15 protein-coding genes and 3 tRNA genes are annotated in these 17,716 nt (G+C 59.8%); 1 reads left to right on the top strand and 17 read right to left on the bottom strand.

The genetic code is table 11. The features are described from left to right. The first annotated feature begins 103 nt into the window (after nucleotides 1–103). Nucleotides 104–1,639 (top strand): threonine ammonia-lyase, biosynthetic, encoded by a 1,536-nt coding sequence (gene ilvA / locus KP808_RS07810; RefSeq protein ID WP_407692668.1) that lies wholly within the window; start codon nucleotides 104–106, stop codon nucleotides 1,637–1,639. 158 nt (nucleotides 1,640–1,797) lie between these two features. Here the strand turns inward: ilvA and KP808_RS07805 are convergent, their stop codons facing one another. From KP808_RS07805 to KP808_RS07725, 17 genes are all read right to left on the bottom strand, one after another. Beyond that, complete coding sequence (locus KP808_RS07805) at nucleotides 1,798–2,616, bottom strand: DUF2242 domain-containing protein (protein ID WP_230017975.1); 819 nt, start codon at nucleotides 2,614–2,616, stop codon at nucleotides 1,798–1,800. A gap of 233 nt (nucleotides 2,617–2,849) precedes the next feature. Then, a tRNA-Asp gene (locus KP808_RS07800) sits at nucleotides 2,850–2,926 on the bottom strand. A gap of 115 nt (nucleotides 2,927–3,041) precedes the next feature. Then, nucleotides 3,042–3,118 (bottom strand) — tRNA-Asp (locus tag KP808_RS07795). Between the two features lie 66 nt (nucleotides 3,119–3,184). Further along, nucleotides 3,185–3,260: transfer RNA gene (locus tag KP808_RS07790), tRNA-Val, on the bottom strand. 149 nt (nucleotides 3,261–3,409) lie between these two features. After that, on the bottom strand, nucleotides 3,410–4,174 hold the full coding sequence (locus tag KP808_RS07785; RefSeq protein WP_162234736.1) for an SDR family oxidoreductase: 765 nt from the start codon (nucleotides 4,172–4,174) through the stop codon (nucleotides 3,410–3,412). A 50-nt stretch (nucleotides 4,175–4,224) separates the two neighbouring features. After that, nucleotides 4,225–5,436, bottom strand: coding sequence for an O-succinylhomoserine sulfhydrylase (locus tag KP808_RS07780; RefSeq protein WP_122258270.1), 1,212 nt, complete (start codon nucleotides 5,434–5,436; stop codon nucleotides 4,225–4,227). Between the two features lie 21 nt (nucleotides 5,437–5,457). Further along, complete coding sequence (gene purF, locus KP808_RS07775; protein ID WP_004657889.1) at nucleotides 5,458–6,966, bottom strand: amidophosphoribosyltransferase; 1,509 nt, start codon at nucleotides 6,964–6,966, stop codon at nucleotides 5,458–5,460. A gap of 12 nt (nucleotides 6,967–6,978) precedes the next feature. Beyond that, nucleotides 6,979–7,566, bottom strand: coding sequence for a CvpA family protein (locus KP808_RS07770; protein WP_002552712.1), 588 nt, complete (start codon nucleotides 7,564–7,566; stop codon nucleotides 6,979–6,981). Nucleotides 7,567–7,684: 118 nt separating this feature from the next. Beyond that, nucleotides 7,685–8,341: an SPOR domain-containing protein gene (locus KP808_RS07765; RefSeq protein WP_058408930.1), complete on the bottom strand. Its 657-nt coding sequence runs from the start codon at nucleotides 8,339–8,341 to the stop codon at nucleotides 7,685–7,687. Beyond that, nucleotides 8,325–9,629: a bifunctional tetrahydrofolate synthase/dihydrofolate synthase gene (folC, locus tag KP808_RS07760; RefSeq protein ID WP_230017973.1), complete on the bottom strand. Its 1,305-nt coding sequence runs from the start codon at nucleotides 9,627–9,629 to the stop codon at nucleotides 8,325–8,327. The genes KP808_RS07765 and folC overlap by 17 nt, the downstream gene beginning before the upstream one ends. Further along, nucleotides 9,626–10,546 (bottom strand): acetyl-CoA carboxylase, carboxyltransferase subunit beta, encoded by a 921-nt coding sequence (gene accD, locus KP808_RS07755; RefSeq protein ID WP_122258272.1) that lies wholly within the window; start codon nucleotides 10,544–10,546, stop codon nucleotides 9,626–9,628. The genes folC and accD overlap by 4 nt, the downstream gene beginning before the upstream one ends. Nucleotides 10,547–10,798: 252 nt before the next feature. Beyond that, nucleotides 10,799–11,419 (bottom strand): phosphoribosylanthranilate isomerase, encoded by a 621-nt coding sequence (locus KP808_RS07750; protein ID WP_058401685.1) that lies wholly within the window; start codon nucleotides 11,417–11,419, stop codon nucleotides 10,799–10,801. A gap of 61 nt (nucleotides 11,420–11,480) precedes the next feature. Continuing rightward, on the bottom strand, nucleotides 11,481–12,305 hold the full coding sequence (gene truA, locus KP808_RS07745; protein WP_011168144.1) for a tRNA pseudouridine(38-40) synthase TruA: 825 nt from the start codon (nucleotides 12,303–12,305) through the stop codon (nucleotides 11,481–11,483). 158 nt (nucleotides 12,306–12,463) lie between these two features. Further along, nucleotides 12,464–15,295 (bottom strand): FimV/HubP family polar landmark protein, encoded by a 2,832-nt coding sequence (locus tag KP808_RS07740; protein WP_230017971.1) that lies wholly within the window; start codon nucleotides 15,293–15,295, stop codon nucleotides 12,464–12,466. Between the two features lie 109 nt (nucleotides 15,296–15,404). Beyond that, complete coding sequence (locus KP808_RS07735; RefSeq protein ID WP_230017969.1) at nucleotides 15,405–16,415, bottom strand: aspartate-semialdehyde dehydrogenase; 1,011 nt, start codon at nucleotides 16,413–16,415, stop codon at nucleotides 15,405–15,407. Nucleotides 16,416–16,500: 85 nt separating this feature from the next. Then, nucleotides 16,501–17,061 (bottom strand): DUF1285 domain-containing protein, encoded by a 561-nt coding sequence (locus tag KP808_RS07730; protein WP_230017967.1) that lies wholly within the window; start codon nucleotides 17,059–17,061, stop codon nucleotides 16,501–16,503. A 20-nt stretch (nucleotides 17,062–17,081) separates the two neighbouring features. After that, nucleotides 17,082–17,684 carry a DUF4823 domain-containing protein gene (locus tag KP808_RS07725; protein ID WP_002552702.1) on the bottom strand — a complete coding sequence of 201 codons (603 nt, stop codon included), beginning with the start codon at nucleotides 17,682–17,684 and terminating at the stop codon, nucleotides 17,082–17,084. Nucleotides 17,685–17,716 lie beyond the last annotated feature (32 nt).

Raw genomic sequence — 17,716 nt, 5'->3', positions numbered from 1 at the left:
ACATGATCGTTATCCCTCGCTCTATCGCCCTTCGTGCTTCACTGAACCTGATTATCGCTCTGCCATCTGTTGCGGCGCTGCGCATGTATGAGGGATCAACGCGATGAGCCAAGGCCAGCACGATCTGCTCAACCATTACGCCCGCAAGATCCTCACCTCCCGCGTTTATGACGTGGCTATCGAAACCCCGCTGCACGGCGCCCGCCAGCTGTCAGAGCGGCTGGGCAATCAGGTGCTGCTAAAACGCGAAGACCTGCAGCCGGTGTTCTCCTTCAAGATTCGCGGTGCGTACAACAAGCTGGCGCAATTGACCGCAGAAGAGGCCGCACGCGGCGTGGTCACGGCCTCGGCGGGTAATCACGCGCAGGGCCTGGCGCTGGCCGCGCGTGAACTGGGCATTCTGGCGACCATCGTCATGCCGCGCACCACCCCGGAAATCAAGGTCGAAGGCGTGCGCTCGCGGGGCGCCACGGTGGTGTTGCACGGCGATTCATTCCCGGAAGCGCTGGCCTACTCGCTGAAGCTGGTCGACGAACAGGGCTTCGTCTACATCCACCCGTATGACGACCCCGACACCATCGCCGGGCAAGGCACCGTGGCGATGGAGATTCTTCGCCAGCAGCCGGGGCAACTGGACGCTATCTTCGTACCGGTCGGTGGCGGCGGTCTGATCGCGGGTATCGCTGCGTACGTGAAATACCTGCGCCCGGAGATCAAGGTCATCGGTGTAGAGCCGGACGACTCCAACTGCCTGCAAGCGGCGATGGCCGCCGGGGAGCGCGTGGTGCTGAGCCAGGTCGGGCTGTTTGCCGATGGCGTGGCGGTCGCGCAGATCGGCCATCACACCTTTGAAGTGTGCCGCCATTATGTCGATGAAGTGATCACCGTCAGCACCGATGAAATATGTGCGGCGATCAAGGACATCTACGACGACACCCGTTCGATCACCGAGCCCTCCGGCGCGCTGGGCGTGGCCGGGATCAAGAAATACGTCGAGCAGCGCGGCGTCAGCGGCCAGACGCTGGTGGCGATTGATTCAGGGGCCAACGTCAACTTCGACCGTTTGCGTCACGTGGCAGAGCGCGCCGAGCTGGGCGAAGGCCGTGAAGCAATCATCGCCGTGACCATTCCCGAGCAGCCGGGCAGCTTCAAGGCATTCTGCGAAGCCATCGGCAAGCGCCAGATCACTGAATTCAACTACCGCTACCACACCGATCGCGAGGCGCACATCTTCGTCGGCGTGCAGACCCATCCCGAGAACGACCCGCGCAGCGCGCTGATCGCCAGCCTGACCGGGCAGGGTTTTCCGGTGCTGGACCTGACCGACAACGAACTGGCCAAACTGCACATCCGCCACATGGTCGGCGGGCATGCCGAACGCGTCGACGACGAGGTGGTGCTGCGTTTCGAATTCCCGGAACGACCGGGCGCGCTGTTCAACTTCCTCAACCGCCTGGGCGGACGCTGGACCATCTCGATGTTCCACTACCGCAACCACGGCGCAGCAGACGGCCGTGTGGTCGCTGGTCTGGTGGTGCCGGAGGAAGAGCGGCATCTGGTGGGCGCAGCGCTGGACGAGATTGGTTACCCGTATTGGGACGAGAGCGAGAACCCGGCGTACCGCTTGTTTCTGGGCTGAGGACGTAGATACCCCTCGTTCCTCATGCGGACCGGCATAGCTACGCGGAGCATGGGCGCGATAGAGGTTCTCTGGACACCTTGATTATCGTCCCCACGCTCTGCGTGGGGATGCAGTTCTGGACGCTCTGCGTCCGCCGTGCATGATCACGACAGCCGTTATTGAGCGGGCTCAGCCTCGGCTGGCTTGGCGCTGTCTGCTGGCTCGGCTGCCGGTGTGTCGACCGTTTCCGCCTTGAACGATGCAGGCTCGGCTGGCGCTGGCAATGGTTCGCTTGCCGCAGGCGGCGTGGCTGATTCGGCAGCGGGTTCGGCCTTGGCGGGCGACTCCGTTGCTGCTGGAGCCAGTTTGGCGGGTTCGGCCGCCTTGGCAGGCTCGGGTGCGGCAGGGGCTACATCAGGAACACCCAGATCTGCCTTGGGCTTCTCGACAATATGCGCAGCCTTTTTCACTTCCGGTGGCAGGAAGTTTTCCACCAGACCGAAAAAGCGCTCGTAGAACTTCGCCGATGACACGGTTTCACTGGCCACCTTGACCATCGAGTCATCAGTGGAGCCTATCGGCATCGAGACGGAACCCAGCACTCCGACCCCGAGGCTGGCCGAGTTGTTGGTCTTCTTCAGCGCATAGCGGTCCTGCAGAGCGTTGGCGAACATGGTGGAACTGCCGTCCTTCGCATCAGCGGCGCACACCAGATTGAAGCTGATTTCAATATGCGCATCGCCGGTCTGTTGAAAGCTCTTGCGACCGGCAATCATCTTCGGATCGCTGCTGGTGATGATATAGCCCTGGCTCAACAAGGCACGCCGCCCCGCTTCGCAATAAGCCAGGTCGGTGGCGGGATAACTACGGGAGAAGGTCCCGGCGTCATCGAAATGTTCGTGGTCATAAACCGCCTGCTTCGGCGATGAACAACCAGCTGCCATCAACACGGCAGAGATCCAGAATGCGGTACGAACGTTCAGTAGCTTAAACATCGAAAATCCTGAGGAAGGAAAAGACTGCCAGCAAGACTGCGAACTGGGAAATGGCGGTAAGTCTGCAACAAGGCCGACGCTGGATCAACGTACAGATCAAAAGGATTTGGATACAACACGTGTTCAGGCCAACCACCCTACTCGCCTACGGACAAAACGCAGACAACAAAAAAGCGACCCTAGGGTCGCTTTCGTGTTTGCTTCAAGGAGTTCAAGGGCCTTGAAGCGGTGTATGGCGCAGCGGACGGGACTCGAACCCGCGACCCCCGGCGTGACAGGCCGGTATTCTAACCGACTGAACTACCGCTGCGTATCGCTGTAAACCTGTTTGAAACAAACCTTAGGTAGTTTGCTTCCTGTACTCGTGACTGAAAGACCCTTGGGTTTTTCAATCGCAGACCCGGCGAACCCGATCTGTACAAATATGGCGCAGCGGACGGGACTCGAACCCGCGACCCCCGGCGTGACAGGCCGGTATTCTAACCGACTGAACTACCGCTGCGCATTGTGGACTTGCGTCCTTTTGATACTTTGAAAGCCCTCGTACTTCAGCTTTCAAACTCAACGATGGTGGGTGATGACGGGATCGAACCGCCGACCCGCTGCTTGTAAGGCAGCTGCTCTCCCAGCTGAGCTAATCACCCTTTGCTTCGTTGAGGCCGCGAAATTTACGCACCTAACGAACCTAAGTCAATAGCCTGATTGAAGTTTTTTAAAAAACAGGCTCAATCGCAAAACCGCTACCACACATCAAAAGCACAACAAAGAGTCAATGTTGGCAGACTGCACGAAACTATTCGGCGTAGACCATCTTGCGCGTCATGCCGCCGTCGACCACAAATTCCTGCCCGGTCACAAAACCGGCGTTTCTGGACAACAACCACGCAACCATCGCGGCCACATCTTCTACCGTCCCTACCCTGCCGGCAGGATGCTGGGCGTGATCGGTCTCGGACAACGGCTCGGCCTTGCGCAACGAGGGGTCGCGCGCATCAATCCAGCCGGGACTGACGGCGTTGACACGTATCTCCGGCCCCAGACTGATTGCCAGCGCGTGCGTCAGCGCCATCAGGCCGCCCTTGCTGGCCGCATAAGCTTCGGTATCGGCCTCGGACTGGCGGGAGCGAGTAGAGGTAAGGTTGACGATGCTGCCACAGTGCGCACGCAGGTAAGGCGCGCAATGCTTGGCGAGCAGCATCGGGCCACCAAGATTGACAGCCAGTACCCGATTCCAGTGCGACAGCTCAAGGCTTTCCAGCGTAGTGTTGTGAGGGTCGGCGATCGCTGCGTTGCACACCAGCGCATCGAGACGGCCAAACTGCCTGAGCACCTCGGCCACACCTGCCGCAACCTGCTCTTCACTGGCAACATCCATGGCAATGAACAGGGCATTTTCACCCAGCGCACCGGCCACTTTCGAACCACGCGCACGATCCAGATCGGTCAACACGACTTGCCAGCCTTCGGCAATCAGCCAAGCCGCGATGCCAAGCCCGATGCCGCGCGCGGCACCCGTCACCAGTGCGACACGGCCGTTGTGGGTGCTGGCAAATTTCAACGCCCACTCTTCGCCCGTCTCGCCACTGTTTTTGTTACCGGCCTTGTCGCTCACAACGCCGCCAGACCACGAGCCAGGTCGGCTTGCAGGTCAGCCACATCTTCCAGGCCCACAGCAACCCGTATCAGACTGTCGCGAATACCCGCTGCCTCACGCTCTTGAGGCGCCAAACGACCATGAGACGTGGTGCTCGGGTGGGTAATCGTGGTTTTGCTGTCGCCCAGGTTGGCTGTAATCGAGATCAGCCGCGTGGCATCGATGAAGCGCCATGCGCCATCCTTGCCACCCTTGACTTCGAAACTCACCACCGCGCCAAAACCCTTTTGCTGACGCTGCGCCAGTTCATGCTGCGGATGGCTCTTGAGCCCGGCGTAATGGACCTTTTCAATACCGTCCTGCTGCTCGAGCCACTCGGCCAGCGCCAGGGCATTGGCACAATGGGCGCGCATCCGCAGGTTCAGGGTTTCCAGCCCCTTGAGGAAGATCCACGCGTTGAACGGGCTGAGCGTCGGCCCGGCGGTACGCAGGAAACCGACCACTTCCTTCATCTGCTCGCTGCGGCCGGCAACCACGCCGCCCATGCAGCGACCCTGGCCGTCGATAAACTTGGTAGCCGAATGCACGACGATATCAGCACCCAGCAACAGCGGCTGCTGCAAGGCCGGCGTACAGAAACAGTTGTCGACGATCAGCATCGTACCTTTGGCGTGAGCGATTTCAGCCAATGCAGCGATGTCCACCAGCTCGGCCAATGGATTGGACGGCGACTCGACAAACAGCATTTTGGTGTTGGGCTTGATCGCCGCGTCCCAGCCGCTCAGCTCTGCAAGCGGAACGTAATCCACCTCGATGCCAAAGCGTTTGAAGTACTTGTCGAACAGGCTGATGGTCGAGCCGAAGACGCTGCGCGACACCAGCACATGGTCACCGGCACTGCACAGGCTCATCACGACCGCCAGGGTCGCCGCCATGCCGGTGGCCGTAGCGACGGCCTGTTCGGCGCCTTCCAGCGCGGCAATGCGCTCTTCAAAAGAGCGCACGGTCGGGTTGGTATAGCGCGAGTAGACGTTGCCGGGCACCTCGCCAGCGAAACGCGCGGCCGCATCGGCAGCCGTGCGAAAGACGTAGCTGGAGGTAAAGAACATGGGATCGCCATGCTCACCTTCCGGGGTGCGGTGTTGCCCGGCACGTACGGCAAGGGTATCGAAACCCACACCTTCAAGGTCGCTGTCCAACCGACCTGCATCCCATTCCTGAGTCATGCCGCCCACTCCTTGTCCAATTTAGTTGTTGTACAGATCGATGATCGCGCTCACGGCCTGAGTCTTGATCTTGGAGGCGTCGTTACGCGCGCTCTCGATCCTGTTCAGATAATGCTCGTCGATGTCACCGGTCACGTACTTGCCATCGAAAACCGAGCAGTCGAAGTTGTCGATCTTGATCTTCTTGCTGCCACTGACCGCTTCGATCAGGTCATTCAGATCCTGATAAACCAGCCAGTCGGCACCGATAAGGTCGGCAACGTCCTGAGTGGAACGGTTGTGGGCGATCAGCTCGTGAGCACTCGGCATGTCGATGCCGTAGACGTTGGGGTAGCGCACGGCCGGGGCCGCCGAACAGAAGTAGACATTCTTGGCACCGGCTTCACGGGCCATCTGGATGATCTGTTTGCAGGTCGTGCCACGCACGATGGAGTCATCCACCAGCATCACGTTCTTGCCGCGGAACTCCAGCTCGATTGCGTTGAGCTTCTGACGCACGGATTTCTTGCGTGCTGCCTGGCCCGGCATGATGAAGGTCCGGCCGATGTAGCGGTTCTTGACGAAACCTTCGCGGAACTTGACGCCCAGATGGTTGGCCAGCTCCAGCGCAGCGGTACGGCTGGTGTCCGGAATCGGGATGACCACATCGATATCGTGATCCGGACGCTCGCGCAGGATCTTGTCGGCCAGCTTCTCGCCCATGCGCAAACGCGCCTTGTAGACCGAAATGCCGTCGATGATCGAGTCAGGACGTGCCAGATAAACGTGTTCGAAGATGCACGGTGCATATTTGGGGTTGGCCGCACACTGACGGGTATGCAGCTTGCCGTCTTCAGTGATGTAGACCGCTTCGCCCGGAGCCAGGTCGCGAATCAGGGTAAAGCCGAGCACGTCCAGCGACACGCTTTCCGACGCGATCATGTATTCGACGCCTTCGTCGGTATGACGCTGGCCAAACACGATAGGACGAATGGCGTCCGGGTCACGGAAGCCGACAATGCCGTAGCCGGTGATCATTGCCACGACCGCATAGCCGCCACGGCAGCGATTGTGCACGTCGGTCACTGCGGCGAAGATATCCTCTTCGGTCGGCTGCAACTTGCCACGCACGGCCAGCTCATGGGCGAAAACGTTGAGCAGCACTTCCGAATCGGAATTGGTGTTCACATGGCGCAGGTCGGATTCGTAAATCTCCTTGGCCAGTTGTTCGACGTTGGTGAGGTTGCCGTTGTGCGCCAACGTGATGCCATAAGGCGAGTTGACGTAGAACGGCTGGGCCTCTGCAGACGTCGAGCTGCCCGCCGTTGGATAGCGCACATGACCAATGCCCATATGCCCGACCAGGCGCTGCATATGGCGTTGATGAAACACATCACGCACCAATCCGTTGTCCTTGCGCAGGAATAACCGGCCATCGTGGCTGGTTACGATACCGGCAGCGTCCTGGCCGCGGTGCTGGAGGACGGTAAGCGCGTCATACAGCGCCTGATTGACGTTCGACTTGCCGACGATACCGACGATGCCACACATGCGACACAACCCCTACTTAGTGGAACTGGATTTACCGAGCACATCCTGCGGCATTGTAGACGGCAGGATCTGTTCCTTGAACGGCAGATCAGCGGGTACGCTGATGCCGCTGGCGAGCCACTTGCTGGACATCCCTAGAATCAGGTTTTTCGACCAGTCAGCGACCATGAGAAATTGCGGCACCAGCCTGGACTGCTGCCACCATTGATCCTGTTGCACCGGCCCCAGGCTCAACAGCCCTACCGCCACAACGACAAGCAGGCCTCCGCGCGCTGCGCCGAAGACCATGCCGAGAAAACGATCGGTCCCGGAAAGCCCGGTGACGCGAATCAGCTCGCCTATCAGAAAGTTGACCATGGCGCCTACCAGCAAGGTGGCGACAAAAAGAATGGTGCAGCTCGCAATCACGCGGGCCGAGGGTGTTTCTATGTAATTGACCAGATACTGCGACAGCCCTGCGCCGAACATCCAGGCAACAACGCCTGCAATGATCCACGTCGTCAACGACAGTGCTTCTTTTACGAAGCCGCGCTTCAGACTGATCAGGGCGGAGATGGCGACAATTCCCAGAATTGCCCAGTCAACCGGAGTAAATGGCACGTTGCAGCCTGCAGACGGATAAGGCGGCGCATTTTAGCAGAGCGCCCGCCTGCCGGTAAGCAGCGATTACCGGCGCGAGGCATTTTCCTTTGATGCAAGGGCACAAGGTGCCGAACGGTCAGCCCCGCTCAGGCTGAAAGCGCACCACAATGCCTTTGAGCTTTTGCTGTTTGTCGAGCTGATCACGCAGACGATCAGCTTCGGCACGCTCGATAAGCGGGCCGACAAATACCCGATTAACGCCATCGGCAGTGCGAATGTAGGCATTGTAACCCTGAGTTCGCAGGGTCTTTTGCAGGTTGTCGGCGTTGGCACGGTTGGACATGCTTGCCAGTTGAACCGACCAACTGATCGACAGCCCGTTGGCATCGACGCCAGCAGGTGCTGCTGGCTTGGCGGGTGCCGCCGGGGCTGCCGCAGGCGCAGGTGCAGGTGCCGGCTTGGCAGCAGGCTTCGGCGCCGGGGCGCTGGCAACCGGGGGTGCAGCCGGAGTGCTTGGGGCAGGCGCGATCGGCATGGACGGCGGCTGGCTGCTGCTCATGTCATCGTCGTTGGGCACAGGCTCCTGAGGCAGGGCCTGAGGCTCCGGAACAGGCACCGGGTCGACACGGATCTGCGAAGCAGCAGGTGCCTGGGGTGCGGACGGTGCATCGACCCGCACCTGACGCGTTTCATCTTCACGTGTGAAGAGCATGGGCAAGAAGATCACCGCCACAGCAATCAGTACCAGTGCGCCAACCATTCGCTGCTTGAATACGTTATCCAGCAAAGCCATTTGCAGCGTCCTCATCGGTGTACCGGGCCAACCATTCCAGGGCCTCGGCAACACAGTAAAATGATCCGAACAGCAGAATCTCGTCATCGGGCGTGGCGTGCGCGCACTGAGCTTCCAGCGCCAACGCAACACTCTGATAGGACGTCACGCAGGCGCCAAGGTTCTGCAAGGCCGAATGCAACTCTTCTGCGGGTCGGCTGCGCGAGGTAGGAAGCGGTGCAACGGCCCACTCATCGATGACCGGGACCAGATGCGCGACTACACCTTCAAGGTCCTTGTCACTCAACAGGCCGAATACGGCGCGACGCTTGCCGGCAACCGGTTGGCGCGCGAGGCATTGCTCCAGAAATTGCGCCGCATGGGGGTTGTGACCCACATCCAGAAGCAGATTGAGCCGCTTGCCTTGCCAGCTGACAGTTCTGCGATCAAGACGACCGGCGAGCCGGGTCTGCGCCAGAACCTGCCCTGCTGCATCCGTTTGCAGCGGGTACCCCAGCAAGGCAAACGCCTGAAGTGCCAACGCTGCGTTCTGCATAGGCAGGTCCAGCAGTGGCAGACCGCGCAGTTCGACCTGTTCGCCGTGAGCAACACCACGCCAGTCCCAACTGTCCTTGCCTATCGAGAGGTCGAAATCACGACCACGCATCAGCAGCGGGCAACCCAACTCACGAGCCTTGGCCAGCAGCGGCTCGGGTGGTTCCGGATCGCCGCACAACGCTGGGCAACCGGCACGAAAGATTCCGGCCTTTTCGAAGGCGACCGACTCACGGGTGTTACCCAGGTACTCGGCGTGATCAACACCGATACTGGTGACCAGCGCGAAATCCGCATCAACAAGATTTACCGCATCCAGGCGACCACCCAGACCGACCTCCAGAACGACCGCATCCAGCCGGGCCTGTTCGAACAGCCAGAATGCCGCCAGCGTGCCCATTTCGAAATAAGTCAGGGTTACATCACCACGCGCCGCTTCAACCGCCGCGAACGCATCGCATAACTCCAGGTCGGTTGCCTCGACACCCTGCACTTTCACCCGCTCGTTATAGCGAATCAAATGTGGGGAGCTGTAGACACCGACTTTCAAGCCCTGAGCCTGCAACAAGGCAGCGACAAAGGCACAGGTTGACCCCTTGCCGTTGGTGCCCGTCACCGTGATCACCCTGGGGGCCGGACGCGTCAGCCCCAACTGCAGCGCTACCTGCCGGGAACGATCCAGCCCCATGTCGATGGCAGATGGATGCAGTTGTTCCAGGTAAGCGAGCCAGTCGCTCAGGGATGTAGAGGTCATATCGTGGTCGGTGCCGGTGGAACGACGATAGGCTCGATGACCGGCGCTACAAAACGAGGCGTCGGCAGGTTCATCATCTGCGCCAGCAGGTTGCCCAGACGCGGACGAAGCTCGCTACGCGAGATGATCATGTCGATAGCACCGTGATCAAGCAGGAATTCGCTACGCTGGAAGCCCTCAGGCAGCTTCTCGCGAACGGTTTGCTCGATAACACGAGGACCGGCGAAACCGATCAGCGCCTTGGGCTCGGCAACGATGACATCCCCCAGCATGGCCAGACTGGCGGAAACGCCGCCGTAGACCGGGTCGGTCAACACCGAGATAAAGGGCAGGCCTTCTTCACGAAGACGTGCCAGAACGGCCGAGGTCTTGGCCATCTGCATCAGCGAGATCAGTGCTTCCTGCATGCGTGCACCGCCGGAAGCGGCGAAGCAGATCATCGGGCAACGATTTTCCAGGGCGTAGTTGGCGGCGCGCACGAAACGCTCGCCGACAATGGCACCCATAGAACCGCCCATGAACGAGAACTCGAACGCTGAAGCCACCACCGGCATGCCCAGCAACGTGCCGCTCATGGAAATCAGCGCATCCATTTCACCGGTCTGTTTCTGCGCAGCGGTCAGGCGGTCCTTGTATTTCTTGCCGTCACGGAATTTCAGACGGTCGACCGGCTCAAGATCGGCACCCAGCTCTTCGCGGCCTTCGACATCCAGAAAAATGTTCAGGCGGGCACGCGCGCCGATACGCATGTGGTGGTTGCACTTGGGGCAGACGTCCAGGGTCTTTTCCAGCTCAGGGCGATACAGCACCGCCTCACAGGACGGGCATTTGTGCCAGAGGCCTTCGGGAACCGAGCTCTTCTTGACCTCGGAACGCATGATCGATGGGATCAGTTTGTCTACCAACCAGTTGCTCATGCTTTATATCTCCAGTACCGGTGTGGCTCGAACGACTGACAAATCAAACGCCAGTCGCATGCCCTCAGATAAATTCGTATATGGACGACGATGAAAGGATAGCGATCGACCCAAGGCCGGACCTGCACACCCCTCACCCCGATTTTTCACAACGACGGCGTTGCACCCTGGCACCACCGCTTACTTGATTCGACCCGCATGCCTTGTGGCAGGGACAGGCTTATGGACGGCGGCCGACCGGCAACCGTCACATCAGGTGCCATGCACTGCACTCATGAACGCAAGGATCTTTTCCCGATCCTTGATGCCCTTGCTCTTTTCGACACCGCCGCTGACATCCACGGCGTAGGGCCGGACCTGGGCAATGGCCTGTGCCACATTCGCCGACGTCAGCCCGCCCGCCAGAATGACCGGTTTATCCAGATCGTCCGGAATCAGCGCCCAATCAAAGGTTTCCCCGGTACCGCCAGGAACACCCTCTACATAGGTATCGAGCAGCACGCCTCGCGCATTGCGATAGGTACGGCAAACCTGAGCGATGTCATCCCCCGCCTTGACCCGCAAAGCCTTGATGTAGGGACGATGATAACCGTCGCACTCCTCCGGCGTTTCATCGCCATGAAACTGCAGCATGTCCAGCGCAACCGCATCCAGCGTCTCGTTGAGTTCGCAGCGGCTGGCGTTGACGAACAGGCCGACAGTGGTGATGAACGGCGGCAACGCGGCGATGATGGCGCGAGCCTGCAACACCGTTACCGCACGCGGGCTTTTCGGGTAGAACACCAGGCCAATTGCATCGGCTCCTGCCTCGGCTGCAGCCAGAGCATCCTCTATGCGGGTAATCCCGCAGATCTTGCTGCGAACGGCTGACATGTAGTGAGTAACCTCAGACCTTTCGGAAAGTCCCGGATGTTAGCAAATGCTGCTCGGGTCGTCAGCCGTCCAGTTCTGCAAAGCCCGTAAGAAAATGCGGACCTACAAAACGCTCGGGCAGCGGAAATTCATCACGGTACTCGACCTGCACGAGGTACAGACCATAAGGATGAGCCGTCACACCACCGGTACGCCGAACCCGGCTTTCCAGCACATCCCGCGCCCACTCGACCGGACGTTCGCCAGTGCCGATGGTCATCAGAACACCGGCGATGTTGCGCACCATATGATGCAGGAAGGCATTGGCGCGCACGTCGATCACGATCATCTTGCCGTGACGCGTCACGCGCAGGTGGTGCAACTGTTTGACTGGCGACTTGGCCTGACACTGGCCGGCGCGAAAAGCGCTGAAGTCGTGAGTACCGACCAGATACTCGGCTGCCAGTGCCATCCGCTCTACATCCAGCGGGCGGTGATTCCAGGTGATTTCCTGATTCAGGTGCGCCGGGCGAATCTGATCGTTATAGATCACGTAGCGATAACGACGGGCAATGGCCTTGAAGCGGGCATGAAACGTCGCGGGCATGACCCGGGCCCAGGTTACGCTGACGTCATGGGGCAGATTGATATTTGCGCCCATGACCCAGGCCTTCATGGTGCGCTCGGCCTGCGTATCGAAATGCACCACTTGCCCGCAGGCATGCACGCCGGCATCTGTGCGGCCGGCACACATCAGTGATACCGGTGATGCAGCCACTTTTGACAAAGCGTCTTCAAGAGTTTCCTGCACGGTCAGCACACCGGATGCCTGACGTTGCCAGCCGCAATAGCGCGAGCCCTTGTATTCAACGCCCAGCGCGATTCGGGAAAAGCCCTCGGCAGCCATTTCGGCTGCCGGGTTGTCTATGTTCGCCAAAGTGGTACAGCCTGTCGGTTCGCGAAAAGTCGGTCATTATACGGTCGCAAGAAAAACACGCTACCAAGCCGCACAATTGAAATGCAAACGGCCGCATAAGCGGCCGTTTGCAGGTTGCCTTAGTGGGATCAGGCCAGCCGCGAAAGCATCTCCCGCGCTTCGCTTTTCTGTCCGTCATCGCCCTCGGTGACCACTTCGTCAAGAATATCCCGGGCACCGTCTGCATCGCCCATGTCGATATAGGCCCGCGCCAGATCAAGCTTGGTCGCGGCTTCGTCAGTGCCGGCCATGAAGTCGAAGTCCGGTTCGTCATCCAGTGCCGCGGCATCTTCGGCCGTGAACCTTGGTTCATCGAGCGGCGGATGCTCGAGATTCTGCGAAAGCCGGTCCAGCTCGGCATTGACGTCGTCGATTTCGGTCGCGAATGCCTGACTGGCCTGATCGGTTTCAATCTCGTCCGCCAGCGAAAGATCAAAGTCTTCCGGAAGCTCGAGATCATCACTGACAGGCGGCACAGACGGCGTTTCACCCAGATCAAGCGGGTCACTGCCAAGGCCGAGCAGGAAGTCATCTTCGTTCTTGAGCGCAGGATCTTCCTCCGACAGGTCCAGATCGAAGTCGGCAAGGTCTTCCGGCGTTGTCGCTGCACGGGCCTCTTCCTGTTGCTGCATGATCGACTCGAAGCTCAGCTCCTCGTCATCCGCTGCTGCCGACACCTTCGGCTCATCCAGCATCAGGTCGTCAAGCTCGTTCACAGTGGTGACTTCAGGCGTGGGCGCTTCTTCGAACTCGTCCAGGCTCAAGTCAAAATCGTGATCGAACGGGTCCGCCTCTTCGGCAGGTTCAGCGGCCAGCGGCGTAACCACTTCAGGTTCGGGCTCGGGATCTGCTGTTACAGCGATTTCAGGCTCAGGCTCAACCTCTTGCTCTGCCGAATCATCGGCCAACAGCTCTTCAACATACTTGGCGTCAAGCTCTGCAACCAGCGCAGCAGCACTGGCAGCTGCTGCCGCCGCGGCCACTGCCGGAGCAGCCGACGCAGTGGCAGATTCAGAAACCGCTGGCGCAGCAACAGGCGCTACCGGTTTCAGGGTCGAGTTAAGTTCTTCCTGCTGCTCGACCTCAGCTTCACGCTTTCCCGCTGCCACCAGTTTGCGTTCGTGGGCTGCGTAGGCTTTGTTGTTACCCTGCTCGGCGTAGATTTCCATCAGCTTGAGGCGAATATCATCGCGCTTCGGATCTTCCTTCACCGCTTCCTCAAGCAGTTCGACAGCCTGATTCATGCGCCCGTAAGCAATATGAATCTCGGCCTGAAGCAACGGATCGGCAGGACGCTCGCGAGCCGCGGTGGCAGCGGCGGCGCCAGCAGCCCCCATGCGAACATTCGGTGGTGGCACGTCCAGGCCGTCGAAGCTGGCTGGCGGTGCATTCATGTCCATGTCTGAAACAAAATCCGACTCCTCAGCCAGAGCACGCGCCATGCGCTTGTGCTTCTCCGCTTCGGCCTTCGCAGCGCGACGACGCGCCAGGAACAACAGCAACAAGGCCAGAATCAACAATGCAGCACCGCCGATCAGGCCAAGCAGTACCGGATTGTTGAGGATCTTCTGCAGCGCGTCTTCATCTTCGGCTGCAGCCACCGGCTCCACAGCCAGCGGCTGATCGGTTGCCGGAGTCGCAACCTCGGCGGCACCTGCCGGCAATGCATCTTCAGGAGCAATCTCGCCAGCCGGTTTGACCGGAGCACCATTGGCATCGACCAGCGAAGCAGGCACTGCCGCATTGGCAGGTGTGGTTGCTTGCGGGGTGGCAGCAGCCGGAGGCACAGTTGCACCGGCGGCCTGCATTTTGGCCAACTGACCGTTTTTCAGCTCAATCAGTCGCTGTAGCTTGTCGAGCTGGCTTTGCAGGTCGTTCATGCGGCTTTTCAGCTCGGCATTATCACGACGCGTGGTGTCCAGCGCTTCCTGAGCCACCGCCAGCTTGTTGCCAAGATCACTGTCGCCCGCTGCACCTTTTGCCGCAGGCTTGCCGCTTGCCGAAACCAGGCTCAGGTTGTCGGAGGTATCGACCTTTGAAGGAGCAGCGCCAGCGCGATCACGGCGGGTGGCATCGACCTGGCGCGTGCCGGCAGGCAGGCGACGGCCTTCACGCCAGGCGCTGTACTGCCGGGAAACTTCTGCAACTGCCTGCGGTTGTGGCAACGCGGTGGTTTGCTGCGGAGTCGGAAGGCGCAGCACCTGCCCTTTCTTCAAGCGGTTGATGTTGCCACCGATGAACGCTTCCGGATTCAACGCCTGAATGGCCAGCATGGTTTGCTGGACAGTGCCGCCAGTACGTACCTTCGCGGCAATTTCCCACAAGGTATCGTTATTGGCGGTGACATATTGTGCCTGTTTGTCCGCGGCGGGCGGCGGCAATGCTGGCGCACTGGCGGCAGGTGCTGGAGCCTCGGGTGCCGCAGACTCTGCCGACGGCGCTACCGTCGCCAGTTGCGCGGGTGCGGCAGGAGCAGCAGCTGGTGCCGGGGCAGCGGCCGCAGCGGCGGCCTCTGGAGAAAACTTCGGAGGATCGAGCAGAAGGCTGTATTCACGCAGCAACCGGCCATTTGGCCAGAGCACCTGAACCAGGAACTTCACATAAGGCTCGCGCACCGGCTTGCTGGAAGTAATGCGCAGGACACTTTTACCGCTGGCGTTGATAACCGGGGTAAAAGTGAGATCGTTGAGAAATGCCTGACGGGTAACACCCGCCTGAGCGAAGTCGGCAGTGGTCGCCAGGCTCGGCACAACTTGCGTTGCGTTAAGCCCCTGCGCCTCGGTCAACTCGATTTCCGCTACCAAGGGCTGATTCAGGGTCGACTTGACCGACAATTCCCCGAGCCCCAGCGCCTGCGCCATACCCGATGACAGCGCTGAAGCCGCAGCGATTGCTAATACCAGTTTACGAACCTGAACCATAGCCCATCCCTTGTTTAAAGATTCCCCGAGATCCGGGGAGGTAGTCCTGCATTTGGGTGTAAGGCGTATCGCCGCTAAAACAATTATTCAAATTGTTGCCAAGTATCTTTTACACATAGTCTTTTATCAACAATTCGCCAACCTGCACAGCATTCAGCGCAGCACCTTTTCGCACATTATCTGATGTCAGCCACAGATTGAGCTGCTCGGGATCGTCGGTTCCCGCCCGAACGCGTCCCACATAAACCACGTCCTGCCCCACAGCATCACCCACCGGCGTAGGGTAATCACCCGCATCGACCAGTTCGATTCCGGCGGCAGAATCGAGTGCCGCATTGATCGCCGCAACATCGACCGAACCTGCGGTGCGCAGCGTTACGGTAAAGCTGTCGCCAAAGAACACCGGCACTTGAATGCAGGTGGCAGAGACTTTGAGCGATGGCAGCGTCAGCAGTTCGCGTAATTCATCAACCAGACGCCGTTCCAGCGGCAAATGCCCCGACTCGTCAGGCGTACCCACCTGGGCCAGTACGTTGAACGCCATCTGACGATCAAAAAAGCGGGTTTCCAGCGGACGGACATTCAACAGCTCGGTAGTCTGACGCGCCAGCTCGCTGACACCTTCGCGCCCGAGTGCTGAGACCGCGAGACAGGCCGTGACTGTCACGGACTGGATATCGATCAACCCGCGCAACGGCGCCAGAGCCAGTGCGACTGCAGTGGCAGAGGCGCTCGGGCTGGCCACCAGCGAGGCGACCGCGCCGCTGTGCAAAAGCGTAGCATTTATTTCCGGCACGATATTAGGTGCCTGCGAGGAAGGAAATGCACCGGACAAGTCAACGACCGAGCACCCCGCCGCCACGGCCTTTTCGGCGTAACTGCGGCTTACCGCCGAGCCGGCGGCGAAGAACGCCAGGCGCACCTTGCTGAAGTCGAACTCATCGACTTCCCGTACGCGCACATTCTTGCCCCGAAACGGCACCGAGTGACCCGCAGACTCGATACTTGCCAGCAGGTGCAGATTGCCGACCGGGAAGTTGCGCTCCTCCAGCACCTGGACAACGGTTTCGCCGACAGTACCGGTTGCGCCGACTACGGCGATATCAAAGGACTGGCTCATGCAAAAACCTCAGGGAAATCAGGGAGCGGCACTTTAACTGTCGCACTGGCGGCAGGCAATTCAAGCCGGCAAATAGCCGTGTTTTTCAAGGTTCGAGACCCACCTGAAAAAACACGCCGTGACTCCAGACACCCAGCCAGCGCTGTCCGTCGATCTCGCGGGAAACCGCCAGCTCGACCAGTTGATAGAAAACATTGCGGTGAATCAGCGCCTCAAGATTGCTCCGCACATGGATATAAGGCGCTGGCTCCTGAGTATCAGGGTCTGTCACAACCCGCAAAGGGTGCTCCGGCCCCGCTTCAGTCTGATCCTCGACATTGGTCAGGAAGCGCAGCACCTGCCCCTCGCCCTCTCCCAGCACCTCAAGGGTGACGGCGACAAAAGGCGCGTCATCGACCTTGATGCCGACTTTCTCGACAGGGGTGATCAGAAAATAGTCATCGCCGTCGCGACGCATGATGGTCGAGAACAACCTGACCATCGGTTTGCGGCCGATCGGCGTGCCCAGGTAATACCATGTCCCGTCTCGGGCGATACGCATGTCGATATCGCCACAGAAATCCGGATTCCACAAATGAACAGGCGGCAACCCCTTGGTTTTGGGGATCTGCGCAAACAGATCACCCGCCTTGTTTGAATCGGTCACTCCACTCTCCTGACGCTGGCCTAACGTTCGACGCCCAATAAGGTACGAGCGTAGTCCTCAAGAGGCGGACCCAGCAAATCTTCGGGGCTTTTGTCGTAAAGCGTCAGCAATCCGCCACGGCTGCGAATACGCGCGCTGTCGATAAGATAACGGGTGCTGGTTTCGATCAGCATCAGTTGAATGACACCGCTGTCGACACCCAGACGGTCCACGGCTTCCTGATCGGCCCACTGATCGCCGGTACCGATGCGATCATCGGCCTTGGCGAAACGGGTGTAGAGCAAATAGTGTGCACCTGCACTGCGCGCCTCGATCATGGCCTCATCCAGGCCCATTGGCCCACGGGCACGGCGGACCATCGGGAAGTACTCGATGAACCCCTTGAAGGCCTCTTCAGCCACCACATTGGGCCGTGGGTAGGCATTGCCTGGCGGCACGAAGGCACCTTGCGCGATGTAAATGAACGAGTCGGGCTGCACACGCCAGTTGGCAGTACGGCGAGTGTCACTGTGATCGAGCAGACCCGCATCGCTGAATTGCTCGCGAACCCCCTCGCCCATGTCACTGACTTTCATGCAGCCACTCAACGCCAGAAGCGCGAGCAGCATAACCAGGCTACGCATTATCCCCTCCCAAATGCCGGTGACGGAAAACC

The organism is Pseudomonas savastanoi, assembly GCF_020917325.1.
In the GTDB taxonomy this organism is placed as follows: Bacteria; Pseudomonadota; Gammaproteobacteria; order Pseudomonadales; family Pseudomonadaceae; genus Aquipseudomonas; species Aquipseudomonas amygdali.
The sequence above is the reverse complement of the archived record's forward strand: the minus strand, read 5'-3'. Positions and strand labels throughout refer to the sequence as shown.

Excerpts from the sequence above, each read along its gene's own strand:
- ilvA (WP_407692668.1), top strand. The coding sequence starts at position 104 with ATGAGCCAAGGCCAGCACGATCTGCTCAACCATTACGCCCGCAAGATC.
- KP808_RS07805 (WP_230017975.1), bottom strand. The coding sequence starts at position 2,616 with ATGTTTAAGCTACTGAACGTTCGTACCGCATTCTGGATCTCTGCCGTG.
- KP808_RS07780 (WP_122258270.1), bottom strand. The coding sequence starts at position 5,436 with ATGACTCAGGAATGGGATGCAGGTCGGTTGGACAGCGACCTTGAAGGT.
- purF (WP_004657889.1), bottom strand. The coding sequence starts at position 6,966 with ATGTGTGGCATCGTCGGTATCGTCGGCAAGTCGAACGTCAATCAGGCG.
- KP808_RS07765 (WP_058408930.1), bottom strand. The coding sequence starts at position 8,341 with ATGGCTTTGCTGGATAACGTATTCAAGCAGCGAATGGTTGGCGCACTG.
- folC (WP_230017973.1), bottom strand. The coding sequence starts at position 9,629 with ATGACCTCTACATCCCTGAGCGACTGGCTCGCTTACCTGGAACAACTG.
- accD (WP_122258272.1), bottom strand. The coding sequence starts at position 10,546 with ATGAGCAACTGGTTGGTAGACAAACTGATCCCATCGATCATGCGTTCC.
- KP808_RS07750 (WP_058401685.1), bottom strand. The coding sequence starts at position 11,419 with ATGTCAGCCGTTCGCAGCAAGATCTGCGGGATTACCCGCATAGAGGAT.
- truA (WP_011168144.1), bottom strand. The coding sequence starts at position 12,305 with ATGGCTGCCGAGGGCTTTTCCCGAATCGCGCTGGGCGTTGAATACAAG.
- KP808_RS07740 (WP_230017971.1), bottom strand. The coding sequence starts at position 15,295 with ATGGTTCAGGTTCGTAAACTGGTATTAGCAATCGCTGCGGCTTCAGCG.
- KP808_RS07735 (WP_230017969.1), bottom strand. The coding sequence starts at position 16,415 with ATGAGCCAGTCCTTTGATATCGCCGTAGTCGGCGCAACCGGTACTGTC.
- KP808_RS07725 (WP_002552702.1), bottom strand. The coding sequence starts at position 17,684 with ATGCGTAGCCTGGTTATGCTGCTCGCGCTTCTGGCGTTGAGTGGCTGC.